Below are 16,045 nucleotides of genomic sequence, written 5' to 3' on the forward strand. Positions count from 1 at the left end.
ACGCTAGCTCATATTGATTTATTTTACTTTTATCTTTTTTATTTTTATTGCAATACGCAAAACGAGTTGATGATTCATGGCAGAAGCACAGCTAAGTCTCAACCTAGACATTAAGCATGATGCAAGTCTCAGCGACTTTGCAGGTCCCGGTTGGATGTCGATTATTGATGCAGTGCGGCAACTTCATGTCGGCCTGATTGGTCAGCTATACCTGTTTGGTAGCCCTGCGACGGGTAAGTCCCATCTGCTGTCTGCTATCTGTGAGTCGTTTATTGAAATGGACAAATCTGCAATTTGTTTGTCCCTTAATGAGCTGATCCAAACCGATGTGCATGTACTATCGTCTTTAGAGAATTTTGATCTCATCGCGATTGACGATTTAGAGGTGCTTGAGCAAAGCAGCCAATGGCAAGAAGCGTTGTTTCATCTGATCAATCGTAGCCGTGAAGGGCAGCGTCAACTGTTGTTTGCTGCCAATAAGCCCGCCGATGATTTGCCTTTTCAGCTGAGGGATTTATTAACGCGTTTGGCACAAGCGCCTACCTTTAAAGTACCTACCGGTCACGATTTAGCAGATCGTCAGGCATTATTACAGTCTATCTTACGTCGTCGCGGTTGGCAGTTTGATGATCGAATCCTCAATCATTTGCTGACAGAAGGCCCTCACCGTATCGGTGCGATGATGGAAGTGCTCAATTATATCCAACCGATGTTCTCTAACCTGGGACGTAGTAATATATCTAAAGCAGTGATTAGCGATGCGCTACGCACCATCGACGAACAAACATTGGCAGCAGAGCTTGCTGACATCGCTCAAGAGACACAAGTGGATAGCGATTCGGCTATTCAAGACCAACATACGATGCCACTTGATTTTTAATCTGTCTCACTTGCTGTTGTCTCTTTGTTGAGTTGAATTGAATCAACGATAGTAGAAATCTAGTAGCAAGAACACGAATCCTTTCATCCAATATGCTTTTACTATTAACGGAATAATTTATGAAATCGAATGCTTCTTTGTTAAAAAAATTGACCATTGGATCATTGTTGGTCGGTGCTACTTCGGTCTCTATGATGTCACAAGCCGCAGTGACATTATTGGTCGATGATCATATTAAAGTAACCGCTATCAATGGGCAGGAGGTTCAACAGAGTGCTTTTCAGCCATTGACAAAGACTTTCACTCTCGAGCCGGGTCAACACGCTATCACAGCTAAATATGATCGCTTGTACAACTTGGCTCGTGATGAGCATGACTATTTGCGTTCAGGTAATGTCAGTGTGACTGCACAACTGGCTGACAATCAAACCTATCGTTTGACGATGCCCAATCAGCCAGAAGATTATGAGACTGCTAGAGACTATGCTAAACAGCCAACGCTCGCCGTACAGCAAAACAATACCGTCATTGCTAGTCAGCAAGGTATGGCTGGCAACCAGAGTGGCTTGTTTTCAGGATTGGGTAAAGCATTGGGCGGCGTATTCGGCGGTGCAGGTGATGCAGAGCTACAAAACCAACGTGCGATTGCCGCTATAGGTCAGCCAGCAGCTACGGCACCAAGTAATGTCAGCATGGCATCAGCAGCGCCTATCAAGCAGACTACGAGTGTGAACGCCTCTACCAATACGTTAGATACCTTTATGCAGATTTGGCTACAAGCAACACCTGCTGAACGTGAAAAAATGCGTCAATGGATGCAAAAGTAGGGTTTCATTAGCCACAGCAAGCACAAAAAAAGCACCTAAAGTAGGTGCTTTTTTATGATCTAGATTTTAGTAGCGTACTGTTTCTTTAATAATGATTAACCTAAAAATGCGTTGTACATCCACACCAGTTTTTCTTGTTCTTGTACATAAGCATCTACCAAGTCAGCTGATCCTTGATCTTCGCTTTCTGCAGCGAGCGATGATACTTGGCGTTGCTCTGTAATCAAGGCTTGTAATCCAGTGATCACACCTTTCACACAAGTTGTGCCATCTTTGACGTTTTTGTCTTCACTGATACTGGTATGCTGCGTAAAATCACTATAAGCGTGAAGTGGCGTACCACCCAAAGTTAAGATACGTTCAGCAATTTCGTCGATTTGTAGTTGTAGTGATGTATACAGTTCTTCAAACTTTGGATGTAAAGTGAAAAAATGCTCACCTTTTACATTCCAGTGGTAGCCACGTACATTCAGATAAAACACATGATACGTTGATAATAGATTGTTCAATTTTGCGATCACTTCGCTCATGTCTGCTTTTTCTAGACCGATCTGGTTAGTAGCGTTATTAGTATTACTCATAGTATTGTCCTTATAGTGTGAGTGTTATTATGCGAGATTAAATAAAGAAGCATCGTAGCTGTACTAAGTTGTGATCATAATCAAAATATTTTGATTGTGATACTGTTGGCATCAGCTGTCTTTCTTCTTTTGATGCTTATAATAATAGCAAACTATTATTAATAAGTTAAATTTAATAAATACAATTTAATGATTGGTTTTATAAAACTATAACTGGCTTTCTCTACCATTACTATTAATGATAAAGAAGAGCTTGTTTCTATAATGCTGGTGGCTTCAGATTTTCAGGGTTTAGACCTTTAGAGGGAATCACTTCTAATAAATGCTGACGTACTGTATCGATTGGGAATTTCTGCGCTTTTAGACGTTTGGGTACGATCTGGCTGCCTTGCTGACCTTTTAGCTCAAACATCATAAAAATATAGTCGTCAGTCTCATCCCAGCTCTTGATAGCAGTCCACGGAATAACGGCTTGTTGCATGCTACCAGCTCGCATTTGCATACCGCGCATTTGCGAGTTTTTCATCATATCAGGTTGGTTGCTTGGCATTGCCATCACGAGGCCATGTTTTTGTACGCCGAGCTTCATTTGGCGCATCTCATCTGGCATTTCTTGATCGGCCACTTGCTTTTCGAACTCTCTTTTTACGTACCACTTAAAACCTAAAGTACGAGCCAATAGATAAATCACCACACCAGCGAGCATCAACCAAAAGATGATGGTTGAGTAGCCTGTCACAAAGATAAGTCCTGCAATAGCAAGTACCACAACCACTGCCATGATGATCCATTCTTTATTCTTAAAGCTTGATAGACCAAAAGAGGGGCTGGCACTGGCAAACAGTTCATACTGTGCTTGGTGAAATTCAGCCTCAGTTATGTTTAAGGCGACAGGTTGGAGCGTATAAGGGTACAGGGCCATAAAGGTTTCTCAAATACTTAGATTAAAAGTGTTGGATTTAAATCGCCAAAGCTAAGCGGCAATGCTGTACTTGGCTGAAAGTAAAAAAAGGTATGCGCTTATCTTACCGAAAAGTATCCCTAAATGAAACATATAAGCCGTTCTGTGCACTGATAGAGGTGATATTAATGATTTTAATAAAGAGGGGTGAGGCTTATTGGAGATGAATTAAATGTCAAGACAGGTATTTGAGGCTAATGTAAGTGACTACAGACAATGAAAGTCATCAATGAAAATACAATCAGCAGAGGTCAAAACATGGTCAAATCTGCTGTGTCTTGGTATTATAGCGTCTACAAGACATATTGATGCAAAACATAGCGGTGCATGCGCTAGGTAATTATTAATAATATTTTTCAACCCTTTTACTCACCTTTAGTGTTACAGGCAACTATTATGATTGATGCAAAACTCTTACGCGGCGATTTAATCGACTTACAACAGCAACTGGCCACTCGTGGTTATGCACTTGACATGGATTTTTGGCAAACAGTTGAGTCAGAGCGTAAATCTTTGCAGATCAAGACTGAAGAGTTGCAGTCGCGCCGTAATGCGGGTGCCAAGCAAGTAGGCGCGCTAAAAAAATCAGGCGAAGACGCCAGTGAGCTATTGGCTGAGATGCAAAGTGTCAGCGGTGAGATTAAAGCGGCTGAAGATGAACTGCGCACTTTGCAGGAACGCATCACCAAAGCTGGCATGCAAATCCCTAATATTCCAGCAGCTGATGTGCCAGTAGGTACGTCAGAAGAAGACAACGTAGAAGTGCGCAAGTGGGGCACGCCGCGTACGTTTGATTTTGAGATTCAAGATCACACCTATATTGGTGAGACACTTGGTATGCTAGACTTTGAAGCGGCGACCAAGCTAACTGGCAGTCGCTTTAATGTGCTAAAAGGACAGTTGGCGCAGATGCATCGCGCACTGATTCAATTTATGCTCAATACCCATACCATGAAGTACGGCTATCTTGAGACCTATGTGCCTTATATTGTGAATTCAGACAGCCTCAAAGGTACGGGGCAGCTCCCTAAGTTTGAAGATGATTTGTTTAAGCTAAAAAACCATACTAATAACGAAGAGATGGATTTTTATTTGATTCCAACCGCTGAAGTGCCAATGACCAACTTGGTACGTGGCGAGCGTTTGGACATTAGCGAGCTACCACTTAAGTTTACCGCGCATACGCCTTGTTTCCGTAGTGAAGCTGGCTCACATGGCCGTGATACCCGTGGTTTGATCCGTCAGCATCAGTTTGAAAAAGTTGAGATGGTCAATATTGCCACGGCTGAACAATCTGATGAGTTGCTAGAAGCAATGACTGGACAAGCTGAATATATCTTGCAGCAGTTGAACCTACCATACCGCACGGTGCAGCTATGTACGGGTGATATGGGCTTTGCAGCACAAAAGACTTATGACATCGAAGTATGGTTACCAAGCCAAGACACTTACCGTGAAATCTCTAGCTGCTCTAACTGCGGTGATTTCCAGGCGCGCCGTATGGGTACGCGTGTCAAAGATGGCAAGCAAACCAGCTTAGTACACACGCTGAATGGTTCAGGTTTGGCAGTTGGCCGTACGCTATTGGCCGTCATGGAAAACCATCAAAACGCAGATGGCAGTATCACCATTCCAGAAGTATTGCGTCCGTTTATGGGCGGTGCTGAGACTATTTCAGTTTAAATGGTTATTTTGCTGTAATGATTTACAACGTATTACTATGGGTATTTTGATAAAATTGATATAAATTACTGTGAAATACTCACCGCTAAGCCATGCCATTTTTTGGCGTGACTTGCATCAAATATGTTAATATTGCACTTTGATTTTATAGCCAACACGGTAAGGGCGCATTTTGCGTCCTTATTTTATTACCCTTTGAGTAAACTCTCCTCTTATCAGCCATACCCCTCATTTGAATATTAGGACACTCTATGCCAGCTCCAATTAGCGAACGTAAATTAGCCAATGCCATTCGTGTACTGTCGTTTGACGCGGTACAAAAAGCCAACTCTGGTCATCCAGGTGCTCCGATGGGCATGGCTGATATTGCTGAAGTTCTGTGGCGCAAGTTTTTGAAGCACAACCCAACCGATCCACAGTGGCACAACCGTGATCGCTTTGTCTTATCGAACGGTCATGGCTCAATGCTTATTTACTCATTGCTGCATTTATCTGGTTATGACGTCAGCGTTGATGACCTGAAAGGTTTCCGTCAGTTGCATTCAAAAACGCCAGGTCACCCTGAGCTTGGCTATACACCAGGTGTTGAAACAACTACTGGTCCACTAGGCCAAGGTATTGCTAATGCCGTTGGTTTTGCAATCGCTGAAAAAACCTTAGCCGCGCAGTTCAATCGTGAAGGCCATAACATCGTAGATCATAATACCTATGCATTTTTAGGCGATGGTTGCTTGATGGAAGGTATCAGTCATGAAGTTTGCTCATTGGCTGGCACGTTAGGTCTTGGTAAGCTGGTCTTCTTCTATGATGACAATGGCATCTCTATCGACGGTAATGTCGAAGGCTGGTTCACTGATGATACGCAAGCGCGTTTTGAGTCTTATGGCTGGCAAGTTATCAAAGTCGATGGTCATGATGCTGATGCGATCACTCAGGCAACTGAACAAGCGCTTAAAGAGACTGCTAAACCAAGTCTTCTGATTTGCAAAACCACGATTGGTGCGGGTAGCCCGAACAAGCAAGGTCTAGCAGCCAGTCATGGTGCCCCGTTAGGTGATGACGAAATTGCCTTGACTCGTGATGCGTTGTCTTGGAAACATGCTCCATTTGAATTAGATGACGAAATCTATGAAGCGTGGGATGCCAAAGCCAAAGGTGACGTACAACAGAAGAACTGGGATGCGGACTTCGAAGCTTATAAAAAAGCCTATCCTGAACTGGCGTCTGAGTTGTTACGCCGTCTAAATGGTGATTTGCCTGCTGACTTTGATAGCCAAGCACAAGCCTATATTCAGCAAACGCAAGAAGCGGGCGGCGATGTTGCTAGCCGTAAAGCCAGTCAAAACGCCATCAATACCTTGCAGCCATTATTACCAGAATTACTAGGCGGTTCAGCGGATTTAGCTGGCTCGAACCTAACGCTATTCAAAGGCGCTAAAGGCATCGAAAAAGATGCTGATGGCAACTATATCTATTATGGTGTACGTGAGTTCGGTATGACCGCGATTGCCAATGGCATCGCATTGCATGGCGGCTTTATCCCTTACGTAGCAACGTTCCTCATGTTTATGGAATACGCACGTAACGCGGTACGCATGGGCGCACTCATGAAGCAGCGCGTCATTCATGTCTATACGCATGACTCTATCGGTCTGGGTGAAGATGGCCCAACGCATCAGCCAGTTGAGCAATTGACTAGCCTACGTACCACGCCAAACCTACGTACATGGCGTCCGTGTGATGCGACTGAATCTGCAAGCGCTTGGGTAGAAGCAATCAAATCTGAAAACAACCCATCAGCATTGATCTTTAGCCGTCAGAGCTTGCCACATCAAGCACGTGATAGCGAGCAAGTAGCGAACATCACTAAAGGTGGTTATGTATTGGCAAAAGAGCAAGGCGAGCTACAGGCAATCATCATCGCAACTGGTTCAGAAGTTGGCCTAGCGATGGAAGCGTACGAAGCATTGAGCGCAAATGGTGTTGGCGTACGTGTAGTGTCTATGCCATGTGCTGAGGTTTTCGTTGAGCAAGATGCTAGCTATCGCGAAGCGGTATTACCAAGCAATATCCGTGCTCGCGTAGCAGTCGAAGCAGCGCATGTAGATTACTGGTATAAGTTCGTTGGTCTAGATGGCAAAGTCATCGGTATGACCACTTATGGCGAATCTGCCCCTGCAGACCAGTTATACAAAGAGTTTGGTATTACGACTGATGCTGTAGTTGAAGCGGTAAATAGTTTGGTGTAATCCGTTAAAAAAATGATAGATAAAAAAGCCACTAGAGAAATCTGGTGGCTTTTTTTATGATTTAATTTTTGGTTTTAGAGCTGTTGATTTGGTCTACTTATATCGATATTATCAGTTGTGAAATAATTGCTATCGTTAGTACTAAAATTTGTGTTTCGACGCGATGGTTTAGTGGTAAGTACGAACTATATTTCAGTTATAGTTTAAAAGGTATACGGGATGCACTGGATAGAATAAAATTTATCTTTATTCAATATATTGAGAAAAACGATGCAAAACTTTATTCAAATCATATCTGAAAGTACAGAATCAAATATTGAAAACTTTAATAGAGTTGAAGAGTTAACTCGTAAAGAACTTGAAAATTTAGGTTCAACTAGGTTGGTACTAACACTTCAAAAGATGCAGTGGGAGAGAAGTATTTTCGCTATAGGAATGTTTTCACTATTTGAGGCAGTTGTTCAAAAGGAACTCAAGATCGAGAAAGGCTCAGCTTTTAAAGAGCTAAAACAAAAGCTTAAAAGTCATCATAAGATAGAGTTACTTGAAAGTTTTGAGGATTTTTATTACGCAATCAATGTATTGAAGCACGGAAAAGGCATGTCTTACACAAAGCTTTTGGAGAAGCAAAGTAATCTACCGTTTGAAATCACACCAGCTGGTTCAACATTTAGAAACGAAAGTGATGTGTCAGAGATAGAAACTCTAGTTTGCGTAGATAATAATTTTTTAGAAAAATGTTTAGCAGTTATTTGCAAATGCTACGATGAGCTATTTAGAATTTCATTATAATCTCTGTCTTGCTGATACGTCAGGTCCATCATATAGGTTATTTAAATGTGATCATTTGTCCTGTTATTGAACTGAGATAAAACAATGTCCCTAAAATCCACCTTCAAAGGTTTCCTAGGTGAAACCGTTATCAACGTCGCTATGTGGTTAAAACTAGAAAAAAACGTCTATCACCGATTAAACGGTATTACCTTGCCAAGAGCAAATGGCGGTAGCACTCAAATCGACCATATTATTGTCTCTGTGTACGGCATCTTTGTCATCGAAACCAAAAACTATAAAGGCTGGATATATGGTAGCGAGAAGCAAAAGCAGTGGACACAAGCCTTCCCAAATGGCAGTAAATTCAAATTCCAAAACCCATTGCGCCAAAACTACTTGCACATTAGGACTCTCGCAGATTTATTAGGATTGGAGCTGAGCTATTTTCATTCGATGATTGTTTTCATCGGTGAGTGTGAGCTGAAAACCCGTGATGAGTTACCCGAACACGTATTGACGAGTGGGATGGTATCTTATGTAAAGAAGAAGCAGGATAAGATACTGACTGAAGACGAGGTTAAGTCCATCGTTGAGCAGATTAATAGCAACAGATTTAGTAAGTCTTGGCGCACCAATAGAGAGCATAAAGCCTATCTAAAAGACAAGCATAGCCCGTTGAATCAGCAGCCTAGCGTTAACGCTACTGATAAACCAATTGCTAAAACTGTCAGTAAGCCAATACCTGAGCCGATCGTAAAAGAAACCGCTAAACGAGCCACGCTGAAAAGTAAAGAAGTGCTGCAATGGTCTGGTCAAACTGAGATTGAATCTAGCGAGTTACTAACTGACAGTATGAATACTCAGCAGACAAACATACCATATGATATGGCTAATAAAGTGTTTCTTACACCGTTTGAAGTTATGGAGCCTGAGTTATCGGGCAATGATTTTAAAACGGCTGAATGTGAGATCATCACGTCTGATAGCACCAATCTTAAAGCTGTTGAGCGAACCAATCATACAGCTGTTACAGAGCAGGTACCTAACTGTCCAAGATGTCAGGGAGAAATGACCAAACGTGTTGCAAAAAAAGGCCTGAATCAAGGTCAGGACTTTTTTGGTTGTAGCCAATTTCCTAAGTGCCGAGGTGTGGTCAATATCCATTAGCTACTTCATGATAAAAGCGACGTCAAAATTATGGGTTGGCACAAAATTAGTCTCTTTAATCTCAAATGTCGTTGGTCCAATCTTTTTGACTTTACCCTTACCTTTCCAGCAGAACGAGACTAGCTCGTTAGGGTCACGTTCGACAGTCAGTTTGAAATTGGCAATAGGTTTGGCCCAGTTTGCCCCCGTCGTTAGGATATAGCTTAAGGCATGATATGGACGACTATTCTTGTTAAAGGCTCTCTGAGTTGAATCATCTACGCAAAAATCCCCATATTGCCCACTGTCCAAATCCACAGATCCACCCACTAACGGTTTATACGTGTGTTTGACCTTAGTAATCGTATTGGCTTTAAAGGTTTGCTCCCAACTATAAATCACTTGAGAATCCCAAGGTATATAAAGACTTTCTCTATCATCGATAAACTTATCGAGTGCCTTATTATTACAGTCCAAAAGCCGTTGATTGATGTCATTGGTATCAAATTTATAGGTCCAAGGTGACATCATTTGAGCATCACTAATACCGCAGGCCTTAAAAACTTTGGTGGTATCAACAGCTTTTTCCGCATGGCTTTTCTCACCATTTTTGATGATGATCGGGTACATAAAGGTACGGACATGTAGGGTAGGCGTGATAGGCTTGCCATTGGCCCAAATTTTAAAGTTATCATAAGTGGCACTGGTATCAGCGTAATCTGAGTCTATAAAACTAGGCACCGCTGGCATAGGAAAAAGAACCGTCTCAGTAATATCTTTATTACTTAGGTTTTTAAATTCATAATTGACGCGTACTTCATCTTTTGAGATATATAAATCTTCACTATGCATGCTGATATTTTTATTTTTAAGATACTCAACACCGCCTGCACCGACATAGCCAGTAGAGTCATTAGCTTGGGCAGCCGTCATTGCTAGCAGCACAGCGTAAGCTAATGTACCGCTAGACACAAAATGTCGCTTACCCATATATCTCTTCTAAACGTAAACAAGCCACCAATCGACCATCCCATTCGCGCAGTTGTGGCTCTATTTCGCTGCATTGCTGCTTGGCATATGGACAACGTTTATGCAGTGCACAGCCACTTGGCGGGTTAAGCGGACTTGGTAGCTCACCTTGTAGCGTCAAATCATTTTTATGACCATTTACCGTTGGGGCAGCAGCCAATAGGGCGATGGTATAGGGGTGTTTTGGCGCATTATAAATCGCTTCTTTCGGGCCGTGTTCGACCGCTTGACCTAAATACATCACCATCACATCATCAGCGACGTGGCGTACGACCGATAAATTGTGCGAGATAAAGACGTAAGCGGTGCGATACTCATCCTGCAAATCCATAAATAGATTTAAGACTTGCGCTTGGATTGATACATCGAGTGCGGAGGTTGGCTCATCAGCGACGACAATTTTAGGATTGAGCATCATCGCGCGGGCAAGGGCAATACGTTGGCGTTGACCCCCTGAAAACATATGTGGATAGCGGCCTGCATGTTCGGGACGTAGACCAACATTTCTCATCATCTCGTTGATTTTGTCACGCTTTTCTTCTTTAGACAATTTGGTATGAATATCCAATGGTTCCGTCAACTGATAGCCGATAGTATGGCGCGGATTTAAGCTACCATAAGGGTTTTGGAAAACCATTTGAATTTCGGTACGCAGCTCTTTTAGCGCCTTTCTACTATAGCCAGTGGTGCCTTCATCATTGATAAATAGCTCACCATGAGTAGGCGCTTCGATCAGCGTCAGCTGGCGGGCAAGGGTTGATTTACCGCAGCCTGACTCACCAACGACGGCTAATGTCTTGCCAGCTTCAAGCTCGAATGAGATACCATTGAGCGCTTTCACGTATGCTTTTGCCTTGCCCAGACCTTGTGATACTGGGTAGTGCTTGTGTAGGTTGTCTGCTTTTAAGACCACTTTGTTACTCATACTTGGGACTCCAAAGTAGCAGCGTGAGAGATAGAGTTGCGAGAAGAAGGATCAGAATGAATACAGCGCACCTTGCCAGTAGGCGTATCTAAAATAGGTGGTGGTACTTCACAAGCGGATTCTTTATACGGGCAGCGCGGAGACAATAGGCAACCACTTGGGCGATCGTATTGACTTGGTACGACCCCTGGTAAACTGTTCAATCTATCTTGACCGATAGCTAACTCGGGGATGGCTTGCAGTAATGCTTCAGTATAAGGGTGAGCAGGATTTTGAAAAATCTCTGGCACGGTACTGGTTTCGACCACTTGTCCGGCATACATGACCGCGACATCACGTGAGTTCTGTGCGACCAGTCCCAAATCATGGGTGATCAATACCATTGCCATTTGCTTTTCGCGTTGCAATCGGCTCAGTAAGTCCATGATTTGCGCTTGTACGGTGACATCTAGAGCCGTAGTCGGTTCATCAGCAATCAGTAGTTTTGGCTCACAAGCAATCGCCATCGCAATCATAACCCGTTGGCTCATACCACCTGATAATTGATGCGGATAGACTTTGAGTCGGTTTTTGGCATCGGGCATCTCGACCAATTCTAGCAGCTCTAAGATACGCGTCTGTACGGCTGCGCCTCGCAAACCAAGATGCTTGCGTAGTACTTCGCCCAGTTGCATCTCAACGGTGAAGCTTGGATTTAGACAAGACATCGCATTTTGAAAAATCATAGAGATGTCTTTGCCAATGATGCCGCGCTTCTCTTTGGCTGGCATGCTAAGCATGTCTTTATTGTCAAACACCACTCGCTGTGCGCGCACGGTTGCAGAGGGTGGCAACAGTCCCATTAGCGCCATCATGGTGACTGATTTACCTGAGCCAGATTCACCCACGACAGCAATGACCTCACCTTGGGTAATCTTTAACGATACATCGTCAACGGCATGAAAGGCACGCACTCCTTGTCCAAATGTAACAGACAGGTTTTCAATATCTAGCAGCAACGGCGATTCTTTTGTTGATGCACCATTCATAGACGTATGAGTGATAGGCGTTTTAATTAATGGTTCAGTCATCTTAGGTCACCTGCTTTAATTTGGGATCTAGTGCATCGCGTAAGCCATCACCAGTCAAGTTAATCGACAGGGCAGCCAAGAAAATAGCGACACCCGGCCAAATAGCGAGCCAAACATTACTCTGAATATATTGGCGTGCCGTACCTAGCATCGCACCCCATTCAGCATCAGGTGGCTGTACGCCAAAGCCCAAGAAACCAATCGCGCCTGCTTCTAAAATAGCAGAAGAGAAAATCATCGTCGCCTGTACGATAAGCGGTGCCATACAGTTGGGCAAAATGGTAATAAACAATAAGCGCAGCACGCCAGCACCCATTACTTGTGAGGCGATAAAGTACTCACGCTGTAGCTCTACCATTGCCGTAGCACGAGTCAGACGAATAAAGGGCGGCGTACAGACCAAAGCGATGGTAATAATCGTATTGGTCATAGAAGGCCCTAAGATAGCGGCAATGATGATGGCCAATAGCAAGCTCGGATAGGACATCAAGATGTCATTGACCAGCATGACGGCCTTGCCCCAGACCTTTGGCCAAAATGCAGCACTCAATCCTAAGGAGATACCAACCAACATCGCAAGAGTCGTGGCGCTTAGACCAATAAATAGTGAATAACGCGCACCATACATCACCCGAGACAGTGTATCTCGACCCGCATCATCAGTGCCGAGCCAAAACATGGTATTGCCGCCATCCAGAAAGGCAGGTGGCAATTGCTCTTGACCAGTAAACAACTCGTAAGGGTCATGGGGAGCAATGGTAGGCGCGAGTATGGCAATAAGGACCATCAAAGCCAGTACAATAAAACCAAGTACCGCGCCTTTATTACGACAGAACGTCGATAAAAATAGCTGCCAAGACGAGGGCGGCGTGAGTGCCGCAAGCTTAAGATCAGAGGGAACAGCAGAAGGCTTCATGAGCATTTCCTATAGTGGCGAACGCGTTGCAAGTATGTAGAGTCCTATTTCTAGCAATCATTCAGGAATGTGCTAAAAACGACTCAAAACCATGCAATCGCTATTCGTCACTACTTATAATATGAGTATTTATCAATGTTAGATTAAGAAGTATGTCGAATACGTGGGTTGATAAGACCATACAAAATATCAATAAATAAACTAACCAAAATCAAGGCAGTGGCGACCAGTAAAATACCATTCTGTACAATAGGATAATCACGAGTGAAAAATCCATCGAGTAGCCAATTCCCAACGCCTGGCCAACTAAAGATGGTCTCGGTAATAATCGCACCCGCTAGCAATGTCGCCATCTGTAGACCAACGACCGTAACCACCGTAATCAAAGCATTACGCATCACGTGTACCATGATCACGCGGCTTGGTGATAAGCCTTTGGCACGTGCGGTACGTACATAATCTTCATCCAACACCTCTAGCATCGCCGAGCGCGTCATCCGTGCAATCATGGCAAGTGGAATAGTCGACAGAGCAATAGAGGGTAAGATAAAGTGTTTGACCACATTCCAGAATGCGCCAGGCTCTCCTGATGCTAGGGAGCCGAGTAGCCATGAGCCATATAATGGCTGTACATCTAAGAACTGCGCGACAGATATCACCCCAGCGACAGGTAGAAGGCCTAAGTAGTGAGCGAATATGCCTGTGAGGATGGGGCCCAGTAAATAGATGGGCATGGAGTAACCTGCCAGCGCACCTGACATCAGCGTGTAGTCAATCCACGTGCCACGTCTCAGCGCGGCAAAGATGCCCAAGCTTACGCCAATGACACTAGCAATGACAATGGCGCATAGAGCCAACTCTAAGGTGGGCACAAAATGGGCAAAGAAATCTTGTAATACGGGGGTACGAGTACGAAAAGACTCGCCAAAATCACCCGTCAAGATTCCAGTCAGATAATCCCAATATTGGGCTACAAGAGGTTTGTCTAACCCCAGCCGCTCTAGGGCGCGAGCGTGTAGCTCTGGATCGACCATACGCTCGCCCATCATAATCTCAACCGCATCTCCAGGGACGAGACGAATCAGAGTGAAGGTCGATAGGGTCAAGCCAAGGTAGACAGGAATGAGAATAGCGATTCGACGCAGAATATAAAGTAGCATGGGCTGCTCAATAGTTGTGATTCAATGATAAGAGTGTTTGCGATGGTAAGAGGGTCCGCGACAAAGCGTTTAATGCAGATGAATACGGCTGGTGCAGGAAGTCTGACCCAGCCGAATATAAATTAAACCATTATGTATGTCGTATCGGATCTAATCAGTGAAGGTTATTCTACTTTCACACCATCAAAACGTATTGAGCCAAGCGGGCTGATTTTGTAATCGACCACATTTGGTGCGGTGAATACGGTCACAACAGAGTGTGCCATGGTCGTCCAAGGTAGCTGCTCTTTGAATATTTGCTGCGCTTGTACATATTCATTCACGCGCTCATCTTGATTGTTAATCTGACGGGCATTGGTTACTAAATTATCAAAGTCTTTGTTACACCAGCGAGAATAGTTATTTCCGCCGACAGCGTCACAAGACAATAATGAGCCAAGCCAATTGTCCGGATCACCATTGTCGCCGGTCCAACCCGCTAGGATGACATCAGGCTCGCCTTTCGCCGCGCGTTTTAGGTACTCACCCCATTCATAAGTCACAAGCTTGGTATTGACGCCAATCTTGGCCCAATCTGCTTGTAGCATTTCAGCCATTAGCTTAGCGTTAGGGTTATAAGGTCGTTGAACTGGCATATACCATAAGTCGATGGCAAGATTGTCCGCACCCGCTTCTTTAATCAGGGCTTTTGCCTTTTCGACGTCATAAGGCGCATCTTTGAGCGACTTGTCGTAACCCCACTGCGTTGGCGGCATCGGATTGGTGGCTTTTAAGCCTTCGCTTTGATAAACAGCATTGATGATGGCATCTTTGTTGATGGCCATGTCTAATGCTTGACGTACTTTCAGATCGCTCAGTTTAGGTTTTTCGACGTTATAGCCGACATAACCGACGTTGAAACCGGGTTGGTCTAGTACCGTTGCCTTACCAGAATTTTTGACTGCTTCAATTTCAGCAGGCTTTGGATAAGCGGATACATGACATTCGCCTGCTTGCACTTTTTGGGCACGAACGGCTGAATCTTTTGTGATGACAAATACTAAGTTGTCGATATGAATGTCGTCTTTGTTCCAATAGTCTGGGTTTTTGGTATAACGAATTTGTGCGTCTTTTTGATAAGAGGTAAAGACGAAAGGTCCGGTACCTACGGGCTTGGTATTGATATCAGCGGCATTGCCATCAGCCATCAATTTGTTGGCGTATTCAGCAGAATCGATATAAGCAAAAGGCATCGCTAGGTTCTGTAAAAACGGCGCATTGGTCTCGCTGAGCGTGACTTTTACCGTATAGTCATCAACCTTTTCGATATTAGAGATGATGTCTGGTAATCCCATGCCTACTGAGTACGGGAATTCAGCAGGGTAGGCTTTATTAAATTCAAACTCTGGGTTGGTGATACGCTCTAGGGTAAAGAGAATATCGTCTGCATTAAAATCACGAGTCGGGGTAAAGTAATCAGTCTTACCAAATTTGACCCCTTTACGCAGATTGAAAGTATAGGTTTTGCCGTCTTCACTGACATCCCAGCTTTCGGCCAATCCTGGTTGAATTTCAGTCTCTGCTCGCTTGAATTCTACCAAGCCATTGTAGATAGGGAAGGCGCTCGCATCGAAATCAGTGCCTGATGTGTACTGCGCGGGATCAAAACCAGCAGGGCTGCCCTCTGAGCAATAAAGCAGCGTCTTGGCTCCTTTCGCATCTGCACTAGCAGCAGAGTCGTCTGTGGTTTTATTGTCGCCACTACAGGCGCTGATACCTAAAATAACGGTCGCCAACATCGTGAGTTTAAAAAGTGATTTTTGCATTATTACATCCTATGTAGTGACAGGTAGTTACTCATGTAT

14 protein-coding genes are annotated in these 16,045 nt (G+C 44.0%); 6 read left to right on the forward strand and 8 right to left on the reverse strand.

The window, feature by feature from the left end; translation table 11 throughout:
• Positions 1 to 76 precede the first annotated feature (76 nt).
• Both hda and IP510_RS11065 read left to right on the forward strand, forming a co-directional pair.
• Entirely contained in the window at positions 77 to 880 is an 804-nt protein-coding gene (gene hda, locus IP510_RS11060) for a DnaA regulatory inactivator Hda (protein ID WP_194364891.1), read from the forward strand.
• A gap of 119 nt (positions 881 to 999) precedes the next feature.
• Positions 1,000 to 1,707 (forward strand): DUF2057 family protein, encoded by a 708-nt coding sequence (locus tag IP510_RS11065; protein WP_194364892.1) that lies wholly within the window; start codon positions 1,000 to 1,002, stop codon positions 1,705 to 1,707.
• 95 nt (positions 1,708 to 1,802) lie between these two features.
• Here IP510_RS11065 and IP510_RS11070 read toward each other — a convergent pair whose 3' ends face one another.
• Together IP510_RS11070 and IP510_RS11075 are read right to left on the reverse strand one after the other, a co-directional pair.
• Positions 1,803 to 2,288 carry a Dps family protein gene (locus tag IP510_RS11070; RefSeq protein ID WP_194364893.1) on the reverse strand — a complete coding sequence of 162 codons (486 nt, stop codon included), beginning with the start codon at positions 2,286 to 2,288 and terminating at the stop codon, positions 1,803 to 1,805.
• 259 nt (positions 2,289 to 2,547) lie between these two features.
• The gene (locus IP510_RS11075; protein WP_194364894.1) at positions 2,548 to 3,210 is read right to left on the reverse strand and encodes a YcxB family protein; all 663 of its coding nucleotides are present in this window, start codon (positions 3,208 to 3,210) and stop codon (positions 2,548 to 2,550) included.
• A gap of 435 nt (positions 3,211 to 3,645) precedes the next feature.
• On the opposite strand from IP510_RS11075, the gene serS reads away from it, so the two are divergent.
• From serS to IP510_RS11095, 4 genes are all read left to right on the forward strand, one after another.
• Entirely contained in the window at positions 3,646 to 4,932 is a 1,287-nt protein-coding gene (gene serS / locus IP510_RS11080) for a serine--tRNA ligase (RefSeq protein WP_194364895.1), read from the forward strand.
• A gap of 251 nt (positions 4,933 to 5,183) precedes the next feature.
• A complete protein-coding gene (gene tkt / locus IP510_RS11085) occupies positions 5,184 to 7,181 on the forward strand; it encodes a transketolase (protein ID WP_194364896.1) in 1,998 nt (665 codons plus the stop codon).
• Positions 7,182 to 7,451: 270 nt separating this feature from the next.
• Complete coding sequence (locus IP510_RS11090) at positions 7,452 to 7,973, forward strand: hypothetical protein (RefSeq protein ID WP_194364897.1); 522 nt, start codon at positions 7,452 to 7,454, stop codon at positions 7,971 to 7,973.
• Positions 7,974 to 8,057: 84 nt separating this feature from the next.
• Positions 8,058 to 9,122, forward strand: coding sequence for a nuclease-related domain-containing protein (locus tag IP510_RS11095; protein ID WP_194364898.1), 1,065 nt, complete (start codon positions 8,058 to 8,060; stop codon positions 9,120 to 9,122).
• Here the strand turns inward: IP510_RS11095 and IP510_RS11100 are convergent, their stop codons facing one another.
• The 6 genes from IP510_RS11100 to IP510_RS11125 all read right to left on the reverse strand — a co-directional run bounded on the left by IP510_RS11100 (position 9,123) and on the right by IP510_RS11125 (position 16,006).
• Positions 9,123 to 10,091, reverse strand: a complete 969-nt coding sequence (locus tag IP510_RS11100) for a DUF4424 family protein (RefSeq protein ID WP_194364899.1) — start codon at positions 10,089 to 10,091, stop codon at positions 9,123 to 9,125.
• Complete coding sequence (locus tag IP510_RS11105) at positions 10,084 to 11,055, reverse strand: peptide ABC transporter ATP-binding protein (RefSeq protein WP_194364900.1); 972 nt, start codon at positions 11,053 to 11,055, stop codon at positions 10,084 to 10,086. The genes IP510_RS11100 and IP510_RS11105 overlap by 8 nt, the downstream gene beginning before the upstream one ends.
• Positions 11,052 to 12,125: an ABC transporter ATP-binding protein gene (locus IP510_RS11110; protein WP_265087593.1), complete on the reverse strand. Its 1,074-nt coding sequence runs from the start codon at positions 12,123 to 12,125 to the stop codon at positions 11,052 to 11,054. The genes IP510_RS11105 and IP510_RS11110 overlap by 4 nt, the downstream gene beginning before the upstream one ends.
• A gap of 1 nt (position 12,126) precedes the next feature.
• Positions 12,127 to 13,041 carry an ABC transporter permease gene (locus IP510_RS11115; protein ID WP_194197835.1) on the reverse strand — a complete coding sequence of 305 codons (915 nt, stop codon included), beginning with the start codon at positions 13,039 to 13,041 and terminating at the stop codon, positions 12,127 to 12,129.
• A 143-nt stretch (positions 13,042 to 13,184) separates the two neighbouring features.
• Positions 13,185 to 14,201: an ABC transporter permease gene (locus tag IP510_RS11120; protein WP_194364901.1), complete on the reverse strand. Its 1,017-nt coding sequence runs from the start codon at positions 14,199 to 14,201 to the stop codon at positions 13,185 to 13,187.
• A 164-nt stretch (positions 14,202 to 14,365) separates the two neighbouring features.
• On the reverse strand, positions 14,366 to 16,006 hold the full coding sequence (locus IP510_RS11125) for an ABC transporter substrate-binding protein (protein ID WP_194364902.1): 1,641 nt from the start codon (positions 16,004 to 16,006) through the stop codon (positions 14,366 to 14,368).
• Positions 16,007 to 16,045: the final 39 nt, after the last annotated feature.

It is taken from the genome of Psychrobacter sp. NG254 (genome assembly GCF_015277735.1).
Classification (GTDB): domain Bacteria; phylum Pseudomonadota; class Gammaproteobacteria; order Pseudomonadales; family Moraxellaceae; genus Psychrobacter.

What these genes read in the sequence shown, in the direction of transcription:
- hda (WP_194364891.1), top strand. Translation starts at nt 77, where the DNA reads ATGGCAGAAGCACAGCTAAGTCTCAACCTAGACATTAAGCATGATGCA.
- IP510_RS11065 (WP_194364892.1), top strand. Translation starts at nt 1,000, where the DNA reads ATGAAATCGAATGCTTCTTTGTTAAAAAAATTGACCATTGGATCATTG.
- IP510_RS11070 (WP_194364893.1), bottom strand. Translation starts at nt 2,288, where the DNA reads ATGAGTAATACTAATAACGCTACTAACCAGATCGGTCTAGAAAAAGCA.
- IP510_RS11075 (WP_194364894.1), bottom strand. Translation starts at nt 3,210, where the DNA reads ATGGCCCTGTACCCTTATACGCTCCAACCTGTCGCCTTAAACATAACT.
- serS (WP_194364895.1), top strand. Translation starts at nt 3,646, where the DNA reads ATGATTGATGCAAAACTCTTACGCGGCGATTTAATCGACTTACAACAG.
- tkt (WP_194364896.1), top strand. Translation starts at nt 5,184, where the DNA reads ATGCCAGCTCCAATTAGCGAACGTAAATTAGCCAATGCCATTCGTGTA.
- IP510_RS11090 (WP_194364897.1), top strand. Translation starts at nt 7,452, where the DNA reads ATGCAAAACTTTATTCAAATCATATCTGAAAGTACAGAATCAAATATT.
- IP510_RS11095 (WP_194364898.1), top strand. Translation starts at nt 8,058, where the DNA reads ATGTCCCTAAAATCCACCTTCAAAGGTTTCCTAGGTGAAACCGTTATC.
- IP510_RS11100 (WP_194364899.1), bottom strand. Translation starts at nt 10,091, where the DNA reads ATGGGTAAGCGACATTTTGTGTCTAGCGGTACATTAGCTTACGCTGTG.
- IP510_RS11105 (WP_194364900.1), bottom strand. Translation starts at nt 11,055, where the DNA reads ATGAGTAACAAAGTGGTCTTAAAAGCAGACAACCTACACAAGCACTAC.
- IP510_RS11110 (WP_265087593.1), bottom strand. Translation starts at nt 12,125, where the DNA reads ATGACTGAACCATTAATTAAAACGCCTATCACTCATACGTCTATGAAT.
- IP510_RS11115 (WP_194197835.1), bottom strand. Translation starts at nt 13,041, where the DNA reads ATGAAGCCTTCTGCTGTTCCCTCTGATCTTAAGCTTGCGGCACTCACG.
- IP510_RS11120 (WP_194364901.1), bottom strand. Translation starts at nt 14,201, where the DNA reads ATGCTACTTTATATTCTGCGTCGAATCGCTATTCTCATTCCTGTCTAC.
- IP510_RS11125 (WP_194364902.1), bottom strand. Translation starts at nt 16,006, where the DNA reads ATGCAAAAATCACTTTTTAAACTCACGATGTTGGCGACCGTTATTTTA.